Below are 23705 nucleotides of genomic sequence, written 5' to 3' on the forward strand. Positions count from 1 at the left end.
AAAGATAATAAATTATCTGTTACGTTCGATAATTTCTGCCAATAATTTTTTAGCACGCAAAAGTTTTACTTTTACACTGCTCAAAGGCTCGTCTATCTTAACAGCAATTTCCTGATAAGACATTTCTTGAAAATATCGCAGCTGAATCACTTCTTGATAATGTGGTTTAAGTTCTTTGATGCATAGGAGCAGACGAGAAAGATTCTGTTCTTTAATTAATGCATCTTCTGCAGATGGAGTGGGATCAGCAATATTGTAAGCCTGCTGATCTTCGTTGTCAGTAATTTCAATAAAAAGATTGGTTTTCTTTTTTCGAAGTAAATCAATATAGACGTTTTTTGCAATAGCAATCAGCCATGTATTGAATTGAAATTCTGGGTTATAAGAAGCTATTTTGTCAAATGCTTTAGAAAAAGTTTCTATTGTAATGTCTTCTGCAATGGTTTCGTTTTCGGTACGTTTAAGCATAAAGCCGTACACCTCATTCCAATAATGATCTAATAAAAAAGTAAAGGCGATCTGATCGCCTTTTTTTGCTTTTTCTATTTTAGAATTTATTTCCAATATACTGGTTTTGAGAAGATATTAGTTATAAAGATATTAATTTGCGTTAATATAAGTGCTATCTCAACAACTGGAAACCAAAATTTTAAATCCTTTTCTTTTAGTTTTCCTGCAGAACAGCCTATTACTGTCCAAACTACAGTGTAACGAGTTGCTAAAATTGCTAAAACGGCGATCCATTCAAATTGGAAAGACAGCAGTATTATAACTAATAAAAAGAAAAATAATTGTGATAAGAAAAATAAACCTAACTGCATTTTATCAAAAAACTTATAATGTTCTGCAGTAGAGATATGTCTTCTTTTTTGTGTGAACCATTCTCCAAAAGTTTTTTTAGGCTCAGAATAAGTAAAGCTTTCTGGCGTGTAAGAAATGGTAGTATTCTCTTTGTTAGCCGCTTGATTGATAAACAAATCATCATCACCAGAACGAATCTGAATATGATCGATAAATCCGTTTACATTAAAGAATTCCTCTTTTTTGTAAGCCAAATTTCGACCGACTCCCATGTAAGGAAGTCCCGATTTTGCCCAAGAAAAATATTGAATTGCTGTTAAAACAGTTTCAAAACGAATAATTTTATTTAAAAATGAGCGTTCTACTTTTTCATAACCGCCGTAACCCAAAACAATAGTTTTTTCGGCAGTAAATTGCGAGGTCATAGCTGTAATCCAATCTTTAGAAGAAGGATAACAATCGGCATCCGTAAATAATAAATATTCCTTTTTTGCAGCTTTTATTCCAAGTGTCAAGGCGTATTTTTTATTTCCCCAAAAAGCTTCGTTGTTCTCTACTTTTACCAAACGAATATTTGAATATTTTTGTTCAAATTCTTCGAAAATTTCAAGAGTTTCATCACTTGATGCGTCGTCAATCAAAACGATTTCAAAATCGGGATAATCTTGCTCTGCCAAAAGCGGGATGTATTTTTTTACGTTTTCTTCTTCGTTCTTAGCACAAACAATTACAGAAACCGAAATATTTTTAGGTGTAATTTGTTGAGGTTTGGCAAAAGCAAACTTTCCAAAAATTCCGAGATAATAAAAAAGTTGAACAACAACAATAGCAATAAAAAAGTAAAATATGTATATAAGCATCTGATTTATTTGGTTCTTATTAAAATTCACGTTCTGCGACTGCAAATGTACTTATGAATTCTTTAAATTCAATAAGTAAAACCGATTTACTTTCGGCATTTTGACATTTCTTTTGCAACGGCAATAGACTGAGGGTTTTCGGTCTTTTCTAGTTCCAAAATTATGTTTTTATAATTGTGATCGTCACGGTTTTGAGAGAGTTTTTTTGTGGCTTGAATTTCCTCAATTTCTATTTCAAAACCAAAGATTCCTCTGGCTTCGCGCATTGTTTTTGAAGATAAATCTTCAACACGAATTGGCTTCGCAGAATTTGCTTCGTATTTGTCAACCAGTTTTTTTAATTGCTCTACTGAAGTTTCGTAATCTACTATTTTGATTCTTCCATAAACATGTACAGCTATGTAATTCCAAGTAGGAACATTTTCATGATCGTACCAAGAAGAAGAAATATAGCTGTGCGGTCCCGTAAAAACAGCCAAAACTTGGTCATTTTCTTTAAAGCCGTCAGCTTGCGGATTTAGTTTTGAAATATGACCTTCCAAAATTTCTTTTCCGTCGGCATTAATTCCTAATTCAATCGGAATATGAGTTGCAGTTAATTTTCCGTTGGTTTGATTAATGAGAATTCCGAAACTATTTTCTTTTAAAAATGCTCTGATTTCTTCCTGATTTTCGTTTTTGTATAAGTCTGGTGTGTACATTTTTTTCTTTTTTTGGTTCAAAGACCCAAAGAGACAGAGGTTCAGAGGTTTGTAGTCTTAAATCACATTTACTTCAGCTTCAATCTGAATACCAAATTTTTCAAAAACAGTTTTTTGAACTTCTTTTGAAACGGCTAAAATTTCTTGTCCCGTTGCATTTCCATAATTTACCAAAACCAAAGCTTGATTTTTGTGAACACCAGCATCTCCAAAACGTTTTCCTTTAAAACCAGCTTGCTCAATCAGCCAGCCGGCAGGAACTTTTACTTCGGTTTCAGAAACTTTATAAAACTTCATTTCTGGGAATTTCTGGTGAATTTCCTCAAATTGAGTTTTTGATATAATTGGGTTTTTAAAGAAACTACCGCTGTTTCCTAACTCTTTCGGATCAGGAAGTTTACTTTGTCTAATTGCGATTACTGCATTACTGACATCTTTTAAAGTAGGTTCAGTAATATTGTTTTTGGCCAATTCAGCCAAAATATCTCCGTAAGAAGTATTGATTTTGTGATCTCGTTTAGTCAATTTAAAAACAACAGACGTAATAATATATTGATCTTTTACTTCGTGTTTAAAAATACTTTCACGGTAGCCAAAATTGCATTCTTTATTGTCGAAAGTTCTCATTTCCTGAGTTGCAATATTCATCGCTTCGCAAGAAACAAAAGTGTCTTTAATTTCTGTTCCGTAAGCACCGATATTTTGAACTGGGGTTGTGCCCACATTTCCAGGAATTAGCGACATATTCTCTAAACCGCCAAAATTATGGTCAATGGTATATAAAACGAAATCATGCCAAGTTTCCCCAGCTTGACTTTCTACCCAAACAAAATCATCGTCTTCTTTGATTATTTTTTTGCCTTTTAAATCAATATGAATAACAAGTGCGTCAATGTCTTTAGTTAAAAGCATATTGCTTCCGCCTCCCAAAATAAATTTTTTCTCGTTTTTGTTTTCCTGTAAAATCGTTTTTAATTCTACAACAGAATGAACGGCAACAAATTGTTTGGCATTGGCTTCAATACCGAATGTGTTATGTTTTTTTAAAGAAAAATTGGATTGGATTTCCATAGATAAAAGGCTTTTTAATATGGTTCAAAAGTAAGGATTATAAGTTTTGGTTTAACCGCAAAGACGCAAAGTTTGCGCAAAGTCCGCAAAGCTTGTTTTTGTCGAGACGATTCTTATGCGTTTTGTGATTTAGAAACGGTCTTCTCTAAAAACAAAGCCATCATAATTCGTTATTTCGGTTTTAAAATCTTCTATTGAGTATAAAAAAGATTCCGCACATTCAATGAAATAATCAATTGTATCGTGATATAATTTGGTATAATCGTTTTTTTTGTCTTCTAATATATCAAAAAATAGATTTGAGGCTTCTGTTAATAATTTGTTTTCTTCTAAACCTTTTAGTTTGCCGATTAGTTCTTCTCTTTCGGTTGAGTAAGCTTCTATGTTAGAGATTATAAACTTGATTGATAAAATGATTAAAAAATCTATTACTAATTCTATTTCCCTCGCGTTTGAAGGTACAGAAATATCTACTTTTTTAGAAGATCCTTCTTTTTCTGCTATTTTTTGGTAATACATGTTTAAGCCATCTTCTCCTATAGATAAAATTTGGTTTTCGAATCTAGAATGAAGTGTTAAGATTTCCTTGAATCCTAAATCAATATGAAATGTCTCAATATCCTCGACTTCATCATTGTAATAGTCATCAATCCAATTAATTATTGCTTCAAACTCGAAATGATTAATTTTACAAAAATCAGTTTTTGTTTTAAAGATTATTTCTTCAAATGAAAGTGGGGTAAAAATCGAGTTTTTGTTAATCTCAGTTATGTAATCTTTAAAATTAGAAATCAGCTTGTCTGGAAAATAGTGATGTTTTTTTTTCGTTAATTTTACGTCAGTCAGTTTTTGTAATAAGTTGATTGATGTTCTATCTGTGTCGATTTTATAATAATTGAAATATCCACTCATTTTATTTTGTTTTTAATAGGATAAGCAATTTTATTTGTTCAATAACTCATGATATTTCTCCGAAACAACCTTCATATTAATATCATAATTAGCATTTTCCTCCACAAATTTTCTATTTCGAATAATGGCTTCATTTCGCAATTCAGGATTTTCAAAAGACCAGATTAATTCTTCTGCTAACATTTCAATATCATCAATTGTAATTAATTGACCATTTTCGCGGTGTTTGATCCAGCTTTGATTTCCGGCAATATCAGAAACGATAGGATAACAATTGCAAGCCATAGCTTCGAACAAAGAAGCAGAAACGCCTTCGGTAATCGGCATGCTGATGTAGATATTGGATTTTTGTAAAAGATTAGGAAGTTCTGTATTCGGAATTCTTCCTGTAAAAATCACTTTGTTTTCGATTTGTAATTCTTTAGCTAAATCTTTTAAAAACTGCAATCGAGTTCCGTCACCCACAATAGTTAACGAAAAATCGATTCCTTTTTGATTTAAAACTCCAAAAGCTTTTAAAATAGAATCGTGTCGGTACTCTGGCTGAAGTGAACGTGTCACAATCGCTTCAATTTTATTTGAATTATTTATTGAAGGAGTAAAACGCGATAAATCAATTCCTTTTGGAAGAACCAAAACTTTGTTCATATCAACGCCAGTTGCTTTCATGTGAATTGCCATGACAGGCCCCCAAGCATGAATTAAATGCGCTTTTTTGAAAGCATATTTCTGAATGAATTTTTTAAAAGGATATAATGAAGAGCCTTCTGGCCATAAATCTGTTCGTCCTTGCTGTGCGATTGCAATAGTTTTAGATCCTGATAAAGCGGCTAGAAAACCATAACTGGTCGTTCTTTCGGCGATTACCATGTCTGGTTTTTCTTTTTTAATAATTTTTCGAATAGAAATAGGAGAGAAGAAATACTCTAAAATGCGTTTCAATCTGTTGGTTTTCGAATTATTTGGGGTTTGAAGTTCCCATGTAATAATTTCAAAATCGCCAAATTGTTTCAAACCATTCATCCAAGTTATGGCATCAGCGCGGTAAGATTCTCCCAGAAAAAGTATTTTTCTTTTCATTCTATGGTTTAAATTTTTTCGCCACGAATTTCACTAATTTCTACGAATTAAGGTTTAAAACTATGAAATATTTTTTCGCCGCGAATTCATGAATAATTCGTGAATAATTCGTGAATTCGTGGCGATCAATTTTTTTAAAATTCTTCTGTCTCTAAAGCACGGTTGATGAATTCGTTTAAAGGCTTAAGAACAATTAATTTTTTAGTCATTTTAGAAACAAAATCTTTCTGAAGCACTTCTGAAATATCGTATTTTTGAGAAACCGTAAAGCTTTTTAGTTTCAAAAACTCAATTGCCGGATGATCTTTTTCGTAGCCTCTCGGCATGCTCTTAAGTGAATTGTTTTCGTTTACTTCTAAACTTCCGAATTCTTTCTTGAAATTTTTATCCGCTAAAATGGCTTCCAAATCTTCATGAAAAAACGCAATTTCTTTACGTACTTTTTTAAGTTCGTCAGCGTCTGGAGAATAAAATCCGCCGGCAATAAAACTTGCGCCTTTTTCTATATGAACGTAATAACCGGAACGATTTGCACCTTTCGCGCCAGCCGAAAGCCAGACGCCCAAATGTGCTTTGTAAGGAGATTTATCTTTAGAAAATCGAATATCACGATTGATTCTAAAAGTACAGTTTTTAACTTCTAACAAATCCAGTGAAGGATCAAGCGGTTTCATCGCGTCCAAAAAATCGCTTACCAATTGATGATAATCTTTTTTGAAAACTTCGTATCTCTTTTTGTTGTCCTGAAACCATTCTCTATTGTTGTTCTTTTTTAAATCGTCTAAAAACTGTAATGATTCTTTCGTTAGCATATTGTGTGTTTTTTTGATTGCAGTTGTTTTTTTAAGACTGCCACTAATTACACGAATTTACACTAATTTTCTTATTGGTTATTGATCAACTTTGACAAAGTTTCAAACTTTGTCAAAGTTTTGATTAGTGAAATTCGTGTAATTCGTGGCGAAAAAAAATCACAAATTGAATATCTTATAACTCTGATGTGTCGATTTTACAATTGTTTCGGTACGTTCAGGATGAGTGTCAGAAATGAATAATTGACCGAAAGTTTCGCTGTTTACCATTTCTACAATCTTTGCTACACGCGTTTCGTCTAGTTTGTCAAAAATATCATCAAAAAGTAAAATTGGTTTTACGCCGCTTTGTTTTTTTAAGAATTCAAACTGCGCCAGTTTCAATGCAATCAAAAATGATTTCTGCTGCCCCTGCGAGCCGAATTTTTTAATCGGATGCGAATCAATTTCAAAAGATAAATCATCTTTATGGATTCCGACACTTGTATAATGCAGTGCACGATCTTTGTTTATATTTTCCTGTAAAAGCGTTAATAAGTCTTTTTCGAATAAATGACTTTCGTAAACCAATTGTACACTTTCTTCCGATCCCGTTATATCGTGATGATGTTTATTAAATATAGGTAGAAACTGCCCTATGAAATCTTTTCTTTTTTCGAAAATCGAGTTTCCAAATTCCTGTAATTGCTCATTATATATAGACAAGGTATCGTTGTCAAAAACATGATTTAGAGCAAAATATTTTAAAAGCGCATTTCGCTGCACGATTACTTTTTGGTACTGAATAAGCTGATGAAGATAAGTAGAGTCTAATTGCGAAATCACACTATCCATAAATTTACGGCGGGTTTCACTTCCTTCAACAATTAAATCGCGGTCGGCAGGTGAAATAATCACAAGCGGAATAAAACCAATGTGATCTGAAAATTTATCGTAAGCTTTTCCATTACGTTTTAAAACTTTCTTTTGGCCTTTCTTTAAACTGCAGACAATTTGTTCGGTTCGTTCGCTTTTTTCTAATTCGGCATCAATTACAAAAAACTCTTCACCATGTTTAATGTTTTGAACGGCAAGCGGATTAAAATAACTTTTTCCGTAAGCCAAATGATAAATAGCATCTAATACATTGGTTTTTCCGATTCCGTTTTTGCCGACAAAACAATTGATTTTGTGGTCAAATTCGAAACTTGCCTCAGAAAAGTTTTTGTAATTAAATAAGGAGATTTTGTTTAAATGCATTTTTAAAAGAAACCACAAAGGTACAAAAAGGAAGATTCTTAAAGAAGTTTAATATTTTGATAAATCAGAACCTAAATATACTATTCTGCTAATATAAAATCAAGTTCGGGATTAAGTGTCGAAATGATTAGAAAAGTCTTGGTAATAAGGAAATAAACGACGTTTTGAGCTGATTAGTTTTGGCGCTTTCGCGGAAGCATAAAAGCAAATGCAAAATATTTCTTTTAAAATAGTGATAAAATCGAAATTTTTTACGTCAATTTCAATAAAAATTTTATTTTTGCCGTTCACTAAATAATTTTTAAATGGCAACTTACAATAAAAGAGGATATAAGACACCAAAAGAGAAGGAAGTTAAAGAAGTTACTGAAGAGCAACAAGTAATTATTGACGAAAAAGACAGCACAACAGCTGGCGTTTTTTCAAAATTAGACGAGACAGCTTCAAAAACTGAGGATTGGGTGGCTAAAAATCAAAAAATCATTATTGGTTTAGTTGCAGGTATTGCAATTGCTACAATTGGATATTTAGGTTACCAAAAATTTATTGCAAATCCTAAGCAGGAAGAAGCAGCAAGCGAAATGTTTGTAGCACAGCAAAATTTTGAAAAAGCTTTAAACGGTGTTTCTAGCGATTCATTATACAAATTATCATTAAACGGTTCAGAAGGTAAATTCGGATTTGTTAAAATCGCTGACGAATATTCTGGAACAGATGCAGGAAACTTAGCAAACTACTACGCAGGTATGGCTTACTTAAATACAGGTAAGTATGACGATGCTATTAAATATTTAGGAGAATTCAAATCAGAAGATATAATCTTAAGCGCTCTAGCAAAAGGTGCTATCGGTGATGCTTATTCTCAAAAAAACCAGCCAAAAGAAGCTTTAGACTATTATGAAAAAGCAGCTTCTTCTAACAAAAATGATTTTACAACGCCTCGTTTCTTGTTAAAAGCTGGAAAAACAGCTTTAGCTTTAGGTCAAAAAGAAGATGCTTTAAAGTATTTTAATGATATTAAAGATAATTACGATGCAACTCCAGAAGCAGCAACTATTGATGCTTTGATCGGATTAGCACAATAAAAATTTTAGACTTTAGATTTAAGATTGTAGATTTGTATTTAAGAATATAAAATCAAAAATCTAAAATATAAAAGATGGCTACTGAAAATAAAAATCTATCAGAATACGATAAAAACACAATCCCAAATGCGAAAGACTTTCGATTTGGGATTGTTGTTTCTGAATGGAATGATACTATAACTGAAGGATTGTATAACGGCGCTTTTGAGGCGCTAATCGATTGTGATGTTCCAGCACAGCAAATTATTCGTTGGAATGTTCCAGGAAGTTTTGAGCTTATTTATGGAGCAAAGAAAATGCTTCAGACTCAAAATGTAGATGCCGTTATCGTAATTGGCTGTGTAATTCAAGGCCAGACAAAACATTTTGATTTTGTTTGCGAAGGCGTTACGCAAGGAATTAAAGATTTGAATGTGCAAACAGATATTCCGGTAATTTTCTGCGTTTTAACAGATAACAATATTCAGCAGTCTATTGACAGAAGCGGTGGTATTCACGGAAATAAAGGTACAGAAGCAGCAATTGCAGCTATAAAAATGGCTTATATTCGTCAGCAGGCTTCAATAGCACATTCTTTTAATCAGCCATTATTGTCTTCGGGCGCCCTTCAAATCGAAGAAACTCCAATAAAAATCGAAAAAGAATAAACACATTTGTTTTAAAAATAATAAAACCTATACTGTGTCATAATAGTATAGGTTTTTTGTTTTTTTTATGATGAGTGTTATTCCAAAACCAAACCAAAATTCACTAAATTTGTGCTTCTTGGTTCGAAAAAACTTAACCTAACTTTTAAATTATTTTTGCTTAATGTCGAGTATTATTCAATTGCTTCCAGATCACGTTGCTAACCAAATTGCTGCCGGAGAAGTGGTTCAAAGACCAGCTTCGGTTGTAAAAGAGTTGTTAGAAAATGCTGTAGATGCAAAAGCAACAGACATTAAATTGATTATAAAAGATGCGGGTAAATCTTTAGTTCAGGTTATTGACAATGGTGTAGGAATGAATGTTACCGACGCTCGTTTGTGTTTTGCTCGTCATGCGACATCAAAAATACGTCAGGCCGAAGATTTGTTTTCGCTTGGTACAAAAGGTTTTCGTGGAGAAGCTTTGGCTTCTATTGCAGCGATTGCACACATGGAAATGAAAACCAAACAAGATCAAGACGAACTAGGAACGCATATTATAATTGAAGGAAGTAAGTTTGTTTCGCAAGAAGTTGCTGTTTTGCCAAAAGGAACTTCGTTTGCGGTTAAAAACTTATTTTTTAATATTCCTGCGCGTCGTAATTTCTTGAAATCGGATACAGTCGAATTTCGTCATGTTATGGATGAATTTCAGCGTGTAGCTTTGGCACACCCAAATATTCATTTTACTTTTTACCATAACGGAAGCGAAATGTATAATCTCCCTGCCGCTGGTTATCGCCAGAGAATTGTAGGAATAATGTCTGGGAAAACCAATGAAAAACTGGTTCCCGTTAATGAAGATACCGAGATTATAAATGTTCAAGGATTTGTCTGCAAACCCGAGTTTGCTAAGAAAAATAGAGGAGAACAGTTCTTTTTTGTTAACGATCGATTTATTAAAAGCGGTTACCTGCACCATGCAGTGATGTCGGCTTATGAAGGATTATTAAAAGACGGCTCGCAGCCAAGTTATTTCTTGTATCTGCAAGTACCGCCAAATACTATAGATATCAATATTCATCCGACTAAAACAGAAATTAAGTTTGATGATGAACAAGCGTTGTATGCTATTTTAAGAGCGTCAATTAAACATAGTTTAGGACAATTTAATGTTTCTCCGGTTTTAGATTTTGATCGTGACTCTAATTTAGATACACCATATCATTATAAAGATGTAGAAGCAGAAGTGCCTACCATTCAGGTTGATGGGACATTTAATCCGTTTACAGATGATAAAACCAATCAGCATTATAGTAAAGCGAGTTCTGGCGGGTCAAGTTATAGTTCTGGTTCATCTGGATCTTCTTCGGGTTCATCATTTTCAGGATCGTCTTACTCAGGTTATTCAAAAAAAGTAGAGCCAACTGCAAGCTGGGAAAGTCTTTATGTAGGTTTGGATATTGAGAATCCGGAAAGTATAGAAAGTTCGCCTTTTACATTTGAAAATGAAGAAGTAACTTCTTCTCTTTTTAATGATGATGAAGTAGAGCAAGCGACTCAGAAAACATATCAAATTCATAAAAAATATATTGTTTCGCCAATAAAATCAGGAATGATTATTGTGGATCAGCAACGCGCTCACCAGCGTATTTTGTACGAGCAGTTTTTGCTGAACATGACAGTTGATCAGGCTTCGAGCCAGCAATTATTGTTTCCGTTAGATTTGTTTTATTCGGCCGCAGAATTAGAATTAATAGAAGAATTAAAACCTTCGCTGGAAACTACAGGATTTGTTTTTGACGAATCAAAAAAAGAACATGTAGTAATTTCTGGAATTCCTGTGAATATTACAGAAAGTGAAGTTTCGTTGGTAATCGAGCAATTATTGAGCGATTTGCAAGACGGTATCCCAGCAAGCAGTTATAGTCAGAACGATACAATTGCCAAATCAATGGCCAAAAGTTTAGCGGTTAAAACGGGATCTTATTTAACCGAAAAAGAACAGGATAATCTAGTAAATGGATTATTTGCCTGTAAAGATCCAAATATTTCACCTTTTCAAAAACCTACTTTCATTACCATGCGTGTGGAAGATATAGATAAAAAGTTTGCTATATGATGAATATGACTCCAGTAGTTAAACAACTACTCATTATTAATATTATTTTCTTTATTGGATCGCAGCTGGTTCCAGTGTCGTATGAATATTTAATGCTTTTTTATCCAGAAAGCGATAGTTTTAGACTTTGGCAGTCAATAACGCATATGTTTATGCATGCACCTTGGCCAAATCTTATGCATATTTTATTTAATATGTTTGCTTTATACAGCTTTGGTTCTGCATTAGAGCATTTTTGGGGCGGAAAGAAATTCTTGTTTTTTTACATTTCTTGTGGTTTAGGAGCGGCTTTACTTCATACAGGAGTAAATTATTTGCAGCTTCAATCTCTTTTAAATTCTGTAGCTGATTTGCATTTGTCTAAAACAGATTTGCATTTAATTTTGAATACGGATCTTAGATCCTTGTTTGATGCTAATAATCGAATGATGCCTGGAGAAATAGCAACTATTTTAAATAATGCACATTGTACACAAGAGCAGTATAATATTTTGGCTGAGGCTAATGGAATTGTGCAATCGCCAGTTTTAGGTGCTTCTGGGGCAATTTACGGTTTATTGACTGCTTTTGCTTTTATGTTTCCAAATGCACAACTTGGTTTTATGTTTATTCCTGTGCCAATTAAAGCTAAATATTTTGTACCTGGGATTTTAGCAATCGATTTATTTTTAGGATTTAAAGGAAGTTCATTATTTGGTTCTGGCGGAACCGGAATTGCGCATTTTGCACATGTTGGTGGAGCATTGACAGGATTTTTAATGATGTGGTACTGGAAAAAAAATCAGTTTAACAATAATCGTTGGAATTAATTTATAACTTTAAGTTCGAATTCTAAAAAATACAAAAAAGCTTTTATGAATATTTTAGACGATTTAAAACTGCAATATAGATTGGGCGGAATTGCAATGCGTGTTATTTATTGGAACATTGCCTGTTTTATAGTTTCTTTAATTTTTTTCTATCAGTTTTCAATTGGTCAGTTTGCTTTTCCGAGCTGGCTGGCTTTGTCGTCAGATCCGCAGGTTTTTATGTATAAACCTTGGACTTTTTTAACCTATGCTTTTTTTCACGATGGATTTTTCCATTTGTTGTTTAATATGATGGTGCTCAATTTTGCCAGTACTTTGTTTTTGACTTATTTTACTCAAAAACAGTATTTAGGATTGTATATTTTAAGTGCCATTTTTGCTGGAATCGCATTTGCGTTGGGATTCTATTTTTCAAACATAAGTGCTTCTATTGTTGGAGCTTCGGCAGCGATTATGTCAATTTTGGTAGCTGTGACCACTTACTCGCCATTAATGGGTGTGCGTTTGTTTCTTTTCGGGAACGTTAAACTTTGGCACATTACAGCTGTAATTTTAGTATTAGACTTAATGCAGTTTCGTTTAGATAATACTGGCGGACATATTTCGCATCTTGCTGGTGCTTTATTCGGATTTATTTATATCAAACTGCTTCAAAATGGTACCGATTTGAGTATCATTGTTTCTAAAACATTGGATTTTTTCGCCAATCTTTTTAGAAAATCTCCCACGACCCCATTTAAAAAAGTTCATAAAAATTACAAAAAACCTACAGAAAGATCAACATCTAGAATTGTTACGAAAGACAAAACGCAGCAGCAGATTGACGAAATTTTGGATAAAATCAGTCAATCGGGTTATGATTGTCTGACGAAAGAAGAAAAAGAGTTTTTGTTTAAAGCTGGAAAATAATTTGTAGGAGGAAAATATGAAAAACCTTTCTTGGTTTAATAAGATTATGTTCTTTTTGAACATTGTACTGACTGTCCTGACATTTAGTATTTATATTCTGCCGTTTTTAGCACCTAAAAGTTTTCCGCTTTTATCGGTGCTTACGCTGTTTATGCCGGCTTTTTTCGTTTTAAACGGGTTCTTCTTTGTTTATTGGGGAATTCAGTTTAAAAAGCGTCTTATTTTGTCTGGTTTGGTATTATTAACCGGAATTACTTTTATCAGTAAATTTTATAAATTTTCCGCTAAAGAATACATTCATGGCGAAAAAGACTTTTCGGTAATGAGTTATAATGTCCGCCTTTTTAATGTTTTTAAATGGCTGGACCGCGATGATATCCCTTTAAACATTAAAACTTTTATAGACGAGAAAGATCCTGATATTTTATGTATTCAAGAATATTCTAATTCGGCACATTTAGACTTAAAAGTGTATCCGCATCGTTATATTTTTATTGAAGGAAAGAAAGTTAAAACGGGTCAGGCTATTTTTTCTAAGTTTCCAATTATAGAAGAAGGAAATATTATTTTTCCAAAATCAGATAACAATGTAGTTTATGCCGATATTAAGCGCGGAAAAGATATTATCCGTGTTTACAATATGCACTTGCAGTCGATTAGAATTTCGCCAGATGTCAATGAAATTTCTAATGATATCGATAATGTCAATCAGAAAAAATCACAGCTTATTTATAACAGAATCAGTAAAGGTTTCAGACAGCAGCAGGAACAAGCTGAGATTTTTAAAGAGCATATCAAAAAATGCAAATATCCTATTATTATTTGCGGTGATATGAATAATAGTCCGTTTTCATACGTGTACAGAAGTATAAAAGGAAAACTGAAAGACGCTTTTGAAGAAGCTGGAGAAGGTTTTGGAGCAACTTATAAATTCCGTTACTATCCTGCCAGAATCGATTATATTTTTAATGACAGTAAAATGAAAGTTAAACAATTTGAAAGCTTCTCCGATTTTGAAAATTCAGATCATTATCCGATCATGACGAGATTGTCAATGGAATAAAGAAATATAAAAATTCAATTTTTGAAATTCCAAATTCCAAATTGCATTATACTATTTTCTGGTTTTTTAAATAATCCATTGCAAATTTACCTTCATTAAAAAGCAAATCCAAAACACTTAAATTGTTGATGAATCCGTGTTTGTCATCAAAAGTTTGAGTGTATTTTTCAAAAGAATTCGTGTCTTTTTTTCCGTTAGCCAAATATCTGAAATCTTTAAAATCTGGCGTTTCGTGGAAATATTCAGTTGTTTTTCCAAACTCGACTTTCATTCTAAGACATTTTGTTACGATGTCAAAAACTTCGAAATTCAAATCCATTAAAAACGCATGTTTTTTTTCGAAAATAGGAGTAATATCATCTTCAAAGAACTCAAAGAACGGAGAACTTCTATAAGCGGCTTCTAGTGATTTAAAATGCTGTTTCTGCCAGTCAAAATCATTTTCGATCAAAATATCTTTCGTTTTATTATGCGCGTTTTTTGAATGCTTAACAGGAATATTTAATAATTGAATTCCGTTTGGACTATAGATATACGTTCTGTTTCTATTAGTCTGTTTCTGAAAATTATCTTCCATTTCAAAAGTAATAGCATCAGATTGTGCAATAACTGCAAAATGACTGATAGAAGGGAAGTATGTCGGAAGTAATAAGGAATTCATTTTTTTTGTTTCGTTTTAAAGTTTCAAGCTTCAGGTTTCAGGTTGTCTGAACTTGAAACTTGAAACCTGAAACAAAAGTACTATTTTTATAATTATGCTCTATTGGCTTTTCTTCTTTTCCAGAAAAATTCGCCCACAAAATAAAGCGCTAATGCGATAAGGAAATATTTAAAATAAGATTGAGGCTGGCCTTCGCCGTTTACGGTCGTAAAAACTCTATCCCAGCGAATTTTATTGATACCTTTTCCGTTTGTATCCCAGCTCATCCAGATAAAAACAGGTTTTCCGACAATATGGTTTTCTGGAACATATCCCCAATAACGGCTGTCTTCAGAATTATGACGATTATCACCCATCATCCAATAATAATTTTGTTTGAAGGTATAAGTCGTCGTAGGTTTTCCGTTGATGATAAATTTAGAACCTTTCAATTCTAACGTATTTCCTTCGTACTTGGTAATTATTTCTTGATAATAAGGAAGTGATTCGTTAGTCAAAGCAACTGTTTTTCCTGCTTCTGGAACATAAATCGGCCCCATATTGTCCTGAGTTCCTTTATTGATGTGAGGGAAAACGGCATTATCATTTCCTTTGTCAATAATTCGTGTCATAGAAGTGATTCCAGATACGCTTTTCAATCGTTCTGCATTTGCTTCTGTTAAAGCATTAAAGAATAATGTATCTCTTTTTTCGCTTCTAAAACCAACTCCTTTAAGATCAATGTTTAATTCTTTTAATAAACTTTCAAAATCAATTGGTGTTTTTCCGTCCAACGCAGCTCCGTAAGCAAATTGAGGTTTCGCTCTTTCTGGTAAAACTAACTTTTGTCCGTTAATAAAAACAATTCCGTTTTTAATAGATAAACTGTCTCCCGGAATACCCACACATCTTTTTACGTAATTTGATTTTTTGTCGATTGGTTTAATAACACCAGGTCTTCCTTTTGGCTCAAAGAAGTAATGAACGGTATCGACCGGCCAGTTAAAAACAACAATGTCGCAACGGTTTATTTTCTCATAGGCTGGAAGTCTCAAATAAGGTAATTGAGGCCAGCTTAAATATGATTTTTTCTTAGTTAACGGAATGGAATCGTGTACCATTGGTAATGCAACGGTTGTCATTGGAACTCTTGGTCCGTAATTTAATTTACTAACGAATAAAAAGTCGCCGATTAGTAATGATTTTTCTAGCGATGCTGTCGGAATGGTAAATGGCTGTACAACGTAAGTGTGTACTAAAGTTGCCACTATAATAGCAAAAAGCAGTGAGCTTATTGTGTCAGAAGTTTTGTTTTCGGGTTTAAGATTTCTTTCGGTTTTGTATTCTAGTTTTTGAGTGTAATTAACGTAATAGATATAAAACCCTAAAGTAAAGATTCCTAAAAGAGTGTCTAAAGTGGAACTTTTGCCAAACGTTTTTAATGTTTCAACCCAAACAACTGGAAACATTATTAAATTGATAATTGGAATAAATAATAACAGCGTCCACCAAGTAGGACGATGGATGATTTTCATTAAAATAATAGCGTTGTAAACCGGAATTGCAGCTTCCCAGCTTTTTCTCCCAGCAGCTTGATACAATTTCCAAGTTCCTAAGAAATGGATTATTTGCACAGCAAGAAAAAATACGAACCAAAGGTAAAACGTCATATGGATGTAGTTTAAAAAGTTTCAGGTTTCAAGTTTCAGGTTTACATAAACTTGAAACTTGAAACCTGACACAAAAATATTATTGATTTAATTATGCTTTATTTTCTCTTCTCTTTTTCCAGAAAAAATCTCCGATAAAGAATAATGCCAGAGCAATTAAGAAATATTTAAAGTAAGATTGCGGTTGTCCTTCGCCGTCAACAGTTGTAAAAACTCGGTTCCAGCGAATTTTATTGATTCCTTTTCCGTTTGTATCCCAGCTTAACCAAATGAAAACTGGTTTACCAACGATATGATTTTCTGGAACGTAACCCCAATAACGAGAATCTTCAGAATTATGACGATTGTCTCCCATCATCCAATAATAATTTTGTTTGAAGGTGTAAGTCGTTGCAGGTTTTCCGTTGATAATAAATTTAGAACCTTGAATATCTAATTTATTGCCTTCGTAATTGGTGATGATTTCTTTGTAAAATGGAAGCGATTCATTAGTCAAAGCAACTGTTTTTCCTGCTTCTGGAATATAAATAGGTCCCATATTATCCTGACTCCATTTATTGATGTGCGGGAAAATAGCGTTGTCGTTTCCTCTGTCAATTTCTCTTTTTACAGCAGTAATTCCAGGAGTATTTTTAAGACGTTCTGCACTTGCTTCTGTTAACGCTCTAAAGTACAAAGTGTCCTTTTTCTCGCTTTTAAAACCAGCTCCGTCTGTGATGTCTAATTCTCTAAGAAGACTTTCAAAATCAATTGGTGTTTTTCCGTCCAAAGCTACAGAATACGAATATTGCGGTTTTGCTCTTTCTGGTAAAACTAATTTTTGTCCGTTAATAAAAACAAATCCATCTTTGATTGATAAACTGTCACCAGGAATACCAACACATCTTTTTACGTAATTTGATTTTTTATCGATTGGCTTAATAACACCTGGACGTCCTTTTGGCTCAAAGAAATAATGAACGGTATCGACCGGCCAGTTGAAAACGACAATGTCGCATCGTTTTATTTTTTGAATAGCTGGAAGTCTCAAATACGGTAATTGAGGCCAGCTCAAATATGATTTGCTTTTAGTCATCGGGATCGAGTCGTGAACCATTGGCAATGCAACAGTTGTCATAGGAACTCGAGGGCCATAATTTAATTTGCTGACAAATAAGAAATCGCCGATTAATAATGATTTCTCTAAAGATGAAGTCGGAATAGTGTATGGCTGCACAACATAAGTATGTACCAAAGTTGCTACTATAATTGCAAAAAGTAACGAACTGATTGTGTCGCCGGTTTTGTTTTCTGGAGTTAATTTACGGTCTTTATAATGTTCTAATTTTTGCGTGTAATTAACGTAATAGATATAAAAACCAAGTGTAAATAAACCTAATAAAGTGTCTAATGTCGATTTTTTACCAAAAGATCTTAATGTTTCTACCCAAACAACAGGAAACATGATTAAGTTGATAATCGGAATGAAAAGTAAAAGCGTCCACCAAGTCGGACGGTTAATGATTTTCATTAAAACAATAGAGTTATAAACCGGAATTGCAGCTTCCCAGCTTTTTCTTCCTGCAGCCTGATATAATTTCCAAGTTCCTAAAAAATGGATAATTTGAACAGCTAAGAAAAATACGAACCAAGCATAAAATGTCATAATAGTATATTTTTTTAATTTAAAATTTGAGTGATAAGTATTCTCAAATTTTGATCAATTTATTATAAGTTTAAAACATCTTTCATGGTAAAGATTCCTTGTTTGCCTGCAAGCCATTCGGCAGCAATAACGGCACCAAGTGCAAAACCTTCACGATTATGGGCAGTATGTTTTATTTCGATGCTGTCTATAGCAGAGTCATAATTTACAGTGTGTGTGCCAGGAACTTCTCCAATTCTTTTAGCTTCAATACGTATTGTATTGTCTTTTGTTTCGTCTAAAGCCCATCCGGCATAATTACTGTTTTCGATAACTCCTTGAGCTAAAGAAATTGCAGTACCGCTTGGTGCATCTAATTTGTGAATGTGGTGAATTTCTTCCATCGATACTTTATAAGAATCAAATGGAGCCATTAATTTGGCTAAATATTCATTTAATCCGAAGAAGATATTTACGCCTAAACTAAAATTTGAGCTAGAGATAAAACCTCCTTTTTTCTCATTGCACAAAGCAATCATTTCGTCATAATGCTCCAACCATCCAGTTGTTCCTGAAACAACAGGAACGCCGGCATTAAAAGCAGCTGAAATATTCGCAACTGCTGCTGCAGGAACGCTGAAATCGATGGCAACATCTGCTGTTGAAAGCCCGTCATAAGTATTTAATTCATCTTTTTTTAATACTATTTCATGACCTCTCTCTAAAGCAATTCTTTCGATTACTTTACCCATTTTTCCGTATCCTAAAAGCGCAATTTTCATTATGATATTTTTTTTGAATTTTTTTAATAGAATGAACTCTATTAAAACTTATAATTAAAGGTTAGTCCAACGTTTGGTCTAAAAGTTACATCGTTGGGATAAATTTCTGGACGCATTGATAATCTTTCGTTTACATTAAACTGAATCAAAGCAGCGTCCACATTGGCATCAATGATATTTAATACATAAAAACCAACTACAAATAGAGCAGATAAGTCTCTGTTTCTTTGATAAAACTTCTGCCCGGCAATAAGTCTGCTGTTGTCAAGAAATTGGTAATTATCATCATTATATCCTTCTAGTCGTCTTTTGTAAGCGTCGCGATATTGATTGTATTTTTTATTATTATCAATATAAAAGTACAAACTCGTTCCGATCGCTCCATACACTAGAGGTATTTTCCAGTATTTTTTATTGTATGCCTGACCCAAACCTGGCAGAATTGCAGAATAAAAAGCTGCTTTTGCTGGAGTAAGAGGGTCGATTTCTGGTATTGCAGTAGTGTCTTTTACGACCAAAACCGTGTCTTTTTTTACCTGGGCAAAAAGAGAAACGGTTCCTATTATAAAGAACAATATACTGATGGGGACAATTTTATTCACTATCCGTTTATTAATTTTATAATTCGATTAAAGTCGGCTTCAGAATTAAAAGGAATTGTGATTTTCCCTTTTCCGTTACCAGCAACTTTAATGTCAACTTTTGAACCAAAATAGTCGTTAAAAGTATTTTTTTGAGTTTCTCTCACAATAAACGCAGAATCAGCTTTTGGTTTTCCTTCTGCTTTTGGAGAAAGCGTAAGACCTTCATGGTAATTTTTCACCAAAGCTTCTGTTTCACGTACAGATAAATTTTGGCTTACAATTTTTTGGTAAATATCGGTTTGAACGTCTAAATCGTCAATGTTGATAATTGCTCTACCATGCCCCATACTGATAAAACCATCACGAATACCAGTTTGGATAATCGGATCAAGTTTTAAAAGACGTAAATAATTGGCAATTGTAGAACGTTTTTTACCAACGCGGTCACTCATTTGTTCTTGCGTTAATTGAATTTCGTCAATTAAACGCTGATATGAAAGTGCAATCTCAATTGGGTCTAAGTCATGACGCTGGATGTTTTCAACCAAAGCCATAACCAAGGACTCGTTGTCATTCGCAATACGAATATAAGCTGGAACGTGTGTTAAACCAACTAATGTTGAAGCGCGAAGACGACGTTCTCCAGAGATTAACTGATATTTATTAAAATCTAATTTACGAACAGTAATAGGTTGAATTACACCAAGTTCTTTAATAGAAGTGGCTAATTCGCGTAATGATTCTTCATTAAAATTGCTTCTAGGCTGAAACGGATTTATCTCAATAGCGCTTATTTCAAGCTCAATAATATTTCCAACAACTTTATCAGCATTTTTATCTTCTACTGATTTAATGTCGTTTTCCGGATCTTTTAATAAGGCTGATAATCCTCTTCCTAAGGCTTGTTTTTTAATTACTTTTGTCATAAAAACTATTTACTGTTTTTCTTTATAATTTCTTGAGCTAAATGAATATAGTTTACGGCACCTTTACTGGTAGCATCATAATTAATGATACTTTCACCAAAACTAGGAGCCTCGCTCAATTTTACATTTCGTTGAATTACAGTATCAAAAACCATATCATTAAAGTGTTTTTGAACTTCTTCTACAACCTGATTTGACAAACGTAATCTAGAATCATACATAGTTAGTAGTAATCCTTCGATATCAAGTTCTGGGTTGTGTATTTTTTGAATACTCTTAATAGTGTTCAATAATTTTCCTAATCCTTCAAGAGCAAAATACTCACACTGAATCGGAATAACTACAGAATCTGATGCAGTTAAAGCGTTCAAAGTTAATAAACCTAAAGAAGGAGCACAGTCGATAATGATATAATCATATTCTTGTTTTGCTTCTTCTAATGCTTTTTTAAGCATGTACTCACGGTTTTCTTTGTCAACCAATTCAATTTCGATAGCAACAAGGTCAATGTGAGCAGGAATCACGTCAACATTTGGAGCTGTACATTTTAAAACGGCTTCTTTTGGTGTTACAGTATGCTCAAGAATTTGATAAGTACCAGATTCAACTGTTTCTACGTCAATTCCAAGACCTGATGTGGCATTGGCCTGTGGATCAGCATCGATCAATAATACTTTTTTTTCTAAAACACCTAATGCGGCTGCAAGATTTACTGATGTAGTAGTCTTTCCAACGCCTCCTTTTTGATTAGCAATAGCAATGATTTTGCCCATTTATTTTCTGAATTTTGAACCGTAAAAATACAATTATTTATGGTTTTTGAAAATCTATTTTGTTAACATTTAAGAAAGTTTGGTTAATCGGGGTTTCATGGGTGTTCGGCAGAAAATAATTTTAGTTATGAATAGAATTATAAACCACATTTTGAAAAAAAATTATCAGAGTTCCGGTCTTAAAACGACTGGAATCAAATTTTGTCTTGTAAAAATGCTCGGATTTTAATTTCTCATTTTTTTGATAAACTAAACTGCTTTTTGAAAGATAATAAAACGAGATTTCTTTAAATGATGTGTTTTGTTTGTGCTGTGAACGGTTAAATATCGGCGTTTGTATAGTTTTTGATAAGAAATTTGAAATCAAAACTGGTAAAGATTATCCCTATTTTAGACTTCCTGAAAACTACATTTATTACAAACTATCAAACCGCAAAATGAACATTCTTATGACTAAAAAAGTGACTTCAGTATTTACAGCATTTTTGTTTATATTGATTTTATCCAGTTTTGTTTCTTCTTATTCTGACAATAAAAAAATAGAAGGAAATAAAATAGAACGCAAAATTGTTTATAACAAAAAGAAACACAACATTACGTTATCATGGTCGGCTTTTGGCTCTTCTGGGAATTATGTGATAACTAGAGGGGGAAGTCGTCTGGCATCAGATTTTGTGTCTGTGGGTTCGACTTCTAAATTGACATTTACTGATAATAAACCCAATGCGGCTAAATATGAAAATTATTATAAGGTTACCCGTAACGATATTACAGTGATAATTTCTCTCGAAAATGAAATTTTTGGTGACAATATGTATTTCTACGACAGAAAACATGAAAAAGCAGAAACGGCGCGAAACGAAATTAATTCGCATTTTAGTGCCATTGGTTTAGGAGGTGCAAACGGCGAGTGGACCACAAAACGTCAGGCGTATTATTTTAAAGCCAATGTGAACGGACAGACCTATGATGTAGGCGGATCTGGTTCTGCATCTTCGGCGGAAGCCAATTCAATCGAATTAGGATTTTATTCTCATATCGGTGGTTTAGGAAAAGTACCATCTGATGTAAAACTGGGGTCAATATTTACAAGACCTCATCTCTCGGGCGGCGCAAATGCAACTTGTACATTTTGGCGTTCTGTTGAAAATGTAGAAGTAATGCGTGATTTTTCGTGGACCGTTTCACAGTCTACAAGCGCAAGAAGGTTACTTATTGATAGTACTTCAAAATATATTTCGGATATTGGAAATACAAATTTTTGGGGAAGCGGCGGTTTTATTGCCGACACGCATTATACGTCATCAAGACCAAACTGGGCTGGTCAACAGCAATGGTATACTAGAAATACCGTTTTTCCGTCAGGTTCGGGAGCAATGGGCGGTTCTTATAATATGGTTTGGCAGGGTTGTGTAAATGCGCCTCAGGCAGATCAAACCAATTCGCCAATTGCTGCAACTCCTATTATTAGAGAAAAACCTTTTTTGTTTATTGATAAAGATGGAGAATACAAAGTATTTGTTCCAGATTGGCAAAAAGATCGAGTAGGAACCTCATGGACAGCAACAGATATGGGAAAAGGAAAAGTTCAGGATTTGCTTGCCAGCTGGTATGTTGCCAAAGAAGGTGATACTGATTTTGAAATTAATGCAGCGTTAAAAGCGGGTAAAAATATATTTTTTACACCTGGACATTATTCTTTAAATGCGCCTATTCAATTAAACAGGAAAGATGCGATTCTTTTGGGGGCAGGAATTGCTTCTGTAACATTGGAACCAACAGAGAAAAATACTTGGGGGTGTATTTACGCAGATGATAAAGACGGAATTATTATCGCCGGACTTTTAATGGATTCTTTTAACAGCACAACGTATCAAGTCAGAATTGGTAATGAAGACGCAAATGCAGATCATAGTGTTGATCCTATTTTATTAACGGATATCACTTGCAGAGTAGGAGGTATTCAGTCAAAAAATATCCAGATTCAGGCTTCGATGCAAATCAATAGTAATAATGTTGTGGGCGATCATTTCTGGTTATGGCGTGCCGATCATGGTTCGCAGAAAGGCGGCGATGTGCGCTGGGTAAGAGACAGGTGTAAAAATGGACTTATCGTTAAAGGAAATGATGTTACACTTTATGCTTTATTTGTTGAACATTTTCAAGAATATGAAGTTTTATGGCTGGGAGAAAGAGGCAGGACTTATTTCTTTCAAAATGAACCTCCATACGATGCGCCAAATCAGGCGAGCTGGAGCAGTCAGGGTGGTAGAGTTGATGGTTACGCTGCTTTTAAAGTTGCTAATACTGTAAAAGAACATCACACAATCGGAATGGGATCTTATGCCGTTTTTACAGGAACAGACGGAAATGTAAATAAGAAAAATGGTTTTGAAGTGCCAAACAGTCCAAAAGTGAAACTCGAAAAAATGTGCATTACGCGTTTTGCAGGTTCTGGAAATATTCAAAACGTGATCAATAGTACAGGCGGCAGCACTTCAGGTGGTGCAAAACGGGTTTCTTTATATAATGGTGAAGGAGGAACACAGCCTTTTAATGAGGAATTTACTTTACCGAATCGAGAATCATATCCTGCTTATATAAATATGGAGTGAT

General features: G+C 33.6%; 22 protein-coding genes. 7 read left to right on the forward strand and 15 right to left on the reverse strand.

All coding sequences use genetic code 11. The annotated features are described in order from the left end of the window. Positions 1 to 12 precede the first annotated feature (12 nt). The 8 genes from ACFSC2_RS03215 to recF all read right to left on the reverse strand — a co-directional run bounded on the left by ACFSC2_RS03215 (position 13) and on the right by recF (position 7476). Positions 13 to 564, reverse strand: a complete 552-nt coding sequence (locus tag ACFSC2_RS03215; protein ID WP_379816175.1) for an RNA polymerase sigma factor — start codon at positions 562 to 564, stop codon at positions 13 to 15. Then, positions 555 to 1661 (reverse strand): glycosyltransferase, encoded by a 1107-nt coding sequence (locus ACFSC2_RS03220; RefSeq protein ID WP_379816177.1) that lies wholly within the window; start codon positions 1659 to 1661, stop codon positions 555 to 557. Before ACFSC2_RS03220 ends, ACFSC2_RS03215 begins: the two co-directional genes overlap by 10 nt. A gap of 86 nt (positions 1662 to 1747) precedes the next feature. Then, the gene (locus tag ACFSC2_RS03225; protein ID WP_379816178.1) at positions 1748 to 2362 is read right to left on the reverse strand and encodes an FMN-binding negative transcriptional regulator; all 615 of its coding nucleotides are present in this window, start codon (positions 2360 to 2362) and stop codon (positions 1748 to 1750) included. A gap of 57 nt (positions 2363 to 2419) precedes the next feature. Beyond that, complete coding sequence (gene murB / locus ACFSC2_RS03230) at positions 2420 to 3433, reverse strand: UDP-N-acetylmuramate dehydrogenase (RefSeq protein ID WP_379816179.1); 1014 nt, start codon at positions 3431 to 3433, stop codon at positions 2420 to 2422. A 129-nt stretch (positions 3434 to 3562) separates the two neighbouring features. Continuing rightward, on the reverse strand, positions 3563 to 4345 hold the full coding sequence (locus ACFSC2_RS03235; RefSeq protein WP_379816180.1) for a hypothetical protein: 783 nt from the start codon (positions 4343 to 4345) through the stop codon (positions 3563 to 3565). Positions 4346 to 4375: 30 nt separating this feature from the next. After that, a complete protein-coding gene (locus ACFSC2_RS03240) occupies positions 4376 to 5425 on the reverse strand; it encodes a glycosyltransferase family 4 protein (RefSeq protein ID WP_379816181.1) in 1050 nt (349 codons plus the stop codon). 134 nt (positions 5426 to 5559) lie between these two features. After that, positions 5560 to 6237, reverse strand: a complete 678-nt coding sequence (locus ACFSC2_RS03245; RefSeq protein WP_379816182.1) for a DUF2461 domain-containing protein — start codon at positions 6235 to 6237, stop codon at positions 5560 to 5562. A gap of 159 nt (positions 6238 to 6396) precedes the next feature. Then, positions 6397 to 7476 carry a DNA replication/repair protein RecF gene (gene recF, locus ACFSC2_RS03250; protein ID WP_379816183.1) on the reverse strand — a complete coding sequence of 360 codons (1080 nt, stop codon included), beginning with the start codon at positions 7474 to 7476 and terminating at the stop codon, positions 6397 to 6399. Positions 7477 to 7781: 305 nt separating this feature from the next. Between recF and ACFSC2_RS03255 the strand changes: the two genes are divergently transcribed. From ACFSC2_RS03255 to ACFSC2_RS03280, 6 genes are all read left to right on the forward strand, one after another. After that, complete coding sequence (locus ACFSC2_RS03255) at positions 7782 to 8561, forward strand: tetratricopeptide repeat protein (RefSeq protein WP_379816184.1); 780 nt, start codon at positions 7782 to 7784, stop codon at positions 8559 to 8561. 74 nt (positions 8562 to 8635) lie between these two features. Then, positions 8636 to 9208 (forward strand): 6,7-dimethyl-8-ribityllumazine synthase, encoded by a 573-nt coding sequence (ribH, locus tag ACFSC2_RS03260; RefSeq protein ID WP_379816185.1) that lies wholly within the window; start codon positions 8636 to 8638, stop codon positions 9206 to 9208. A 163-nt stretch (positions 9209 to 9371) separates the two neighbouring features. After that, positions 9372 to 11309 (forward strand): DNA mismatch repair endonuclease MutL, encoded by a 1938-nt coding sequence (gene mutL / locus ACFSC2_RS03265; protein WP_379816186.1) that lies wholly within the window; start codon positions 9372 to 9374, stop codon positions 11307 to 11309. Beyond that, the gene (locus ACFSC2_RS03270; protein ID WP_379816187.1) at positions 11306 to 12118 is read left to right on the forward strand and encodes a rhomboid family intramembrane serine protease; all 813 of its coding nucleotides are present in this window, start codon (positions 11306 to 11308) and stop codon (positions 12116 to 12118) included. The genes mutL and ACFSC2_RS03270 overlap by 4 nt, the downstream gene beginning before the upstream one ends. Before the next feature lie 45 nt (positions 12119 to 12163). Beyond that, positions 12164 to 13027 (forward strand): rhomboid family intramembrane serine protease, encoded by an 864-nt coding sequence (locus ACFSC2_RS03275; protein ID WP_379816188.1) that lies wholly within the window; start codon positions 12164 to 12166, stop codon positions 13025 to 13027. A 16-nt stretch (positions 13028 to 13043) separates the two neighbouring features. Then, a complete protein-coding gene (locus ACFSC2_RS03280; RefSeq protein WP_379816189.1) occupies positions 13044 to 14090 on the forward strand; it encodes an endonuclease/exonuclease/phosphatase family protein in 1047 nt (348 codons plus the stop codon). A gap of 46 nt (positions 14091 to 14136) precedes the next feature. On the opposite strand, the gene ACFSC2_RS03285 is transcribed toward ACFSC2_RS03280, so the two are convergent. From ACFSC2_RS03285 to ACFSC2_RS03315, 7 genes are all read right to left on the reverse strand, one after another. After that, positions 14137 to 14751, reverse strand: a complete 615-nt coding sequence (locus ACFSC2_RS03285) for a WbqC family protein (protein WP_379816190.1) — start codon at positions 14749 to 14751, stop codon at positions 14137 to 14139. Positions 14752 to 14843: 92 nt separating this feature from the next. Next, a complete protein-coding gene (gene lepB / locus ACFSC2_RS03290) occupies positions 14844 to 16400 on the reverse strand; it encodes a signal peptidase I (RefSeq protein WP_379816191.1) in 1557 nt (518 codons plus the stop codon). 91 nt (positions 16401 to 16491) lie between these two features. Next, entirely contained in the window at positions 16492 to 18045 is a 1554-nt protein-coding gene (lepB, locus tag ACFSC2_RS03295; protein WP_379816192.1) for a signal peptidase I, read from the reverse strand. A 62-nt stretch (positions 18046 to 18107) separates the two neighbouring features. Further along, complete coding sequence (gene dapB, locus ACFSC2_RS03300; RefSeq protein ID WP_379816193.1) at positions 18108 to 18806, reverse strand: 4-hydroxy-tetrahydrodipicolinate reductase; 699 nt, start codon at positions 18804 to 18806, stop codon at positions 18108 to 18110. 41 nt (positions 18807 to 18847) lie between these two features. After that, complete coding sequence (locus ACFSC2_RS03305; protein WP_379816194.1) at positions 18848 to 19408, reverse strand: DUF5683 domain-containing protein; 561 nt, start codon at positions 19406 to 19408, stop codon at positions 18848 to 18850. Further along, entirely contained in the window at positions 19408 to 20316 is a 909-nt protein-coding gene (locus ACFSC2_RS03310; RefSeq protein ID WP_379816195.1) for a ParB/RepB/Spo0J family partition protein, read from the reverse strand. Before ACFSC2_RS03310 ends, ACFSC2_RS03305 begins: the two co-directional genes overlap by 1 nt. Positions 20317 to 20321: 5 nt before the next feature. Next, on the reverse strand, positions 20322 to 21089 hold the full coding sequence (locus tag ACFSC2_RS03315; protein WP_379816196.1) for a ParA family protein: 768 nt from the start codon (positions 21087 to 21089) through the stop codon (positions 20322 to 20324). Between the two features lie 449 nt (positions 21090 to 21538). On the opposite strand from ACFSC2_RS03315, the gene ACFSC2_RS03320 reads away from it, so the two are divergent. Beyond that, on the forward strand, positions 21539 to 23704 hold the full coding sequence (locus ACFSC2_RS03320; protein WP_379816197.1) for a hypothetical protein: 2166 nt from the start codon (positions 21539 to 21541) through the stop codon (positions 23702 to 23704). Position 23705: the final 1 nt, after the last annotated feature.

The sequence above is a fragment of the Flavobacterium artemisiae genome, from assembly GCF_042678225.1.
GTDB classification, from domain to species: Bacteria; Bacteroidota; Bacteroidia; order Flavobacteriales; family Flavobacteriaceae; genus Flavobacterium; species Flavobacterium artemisiae.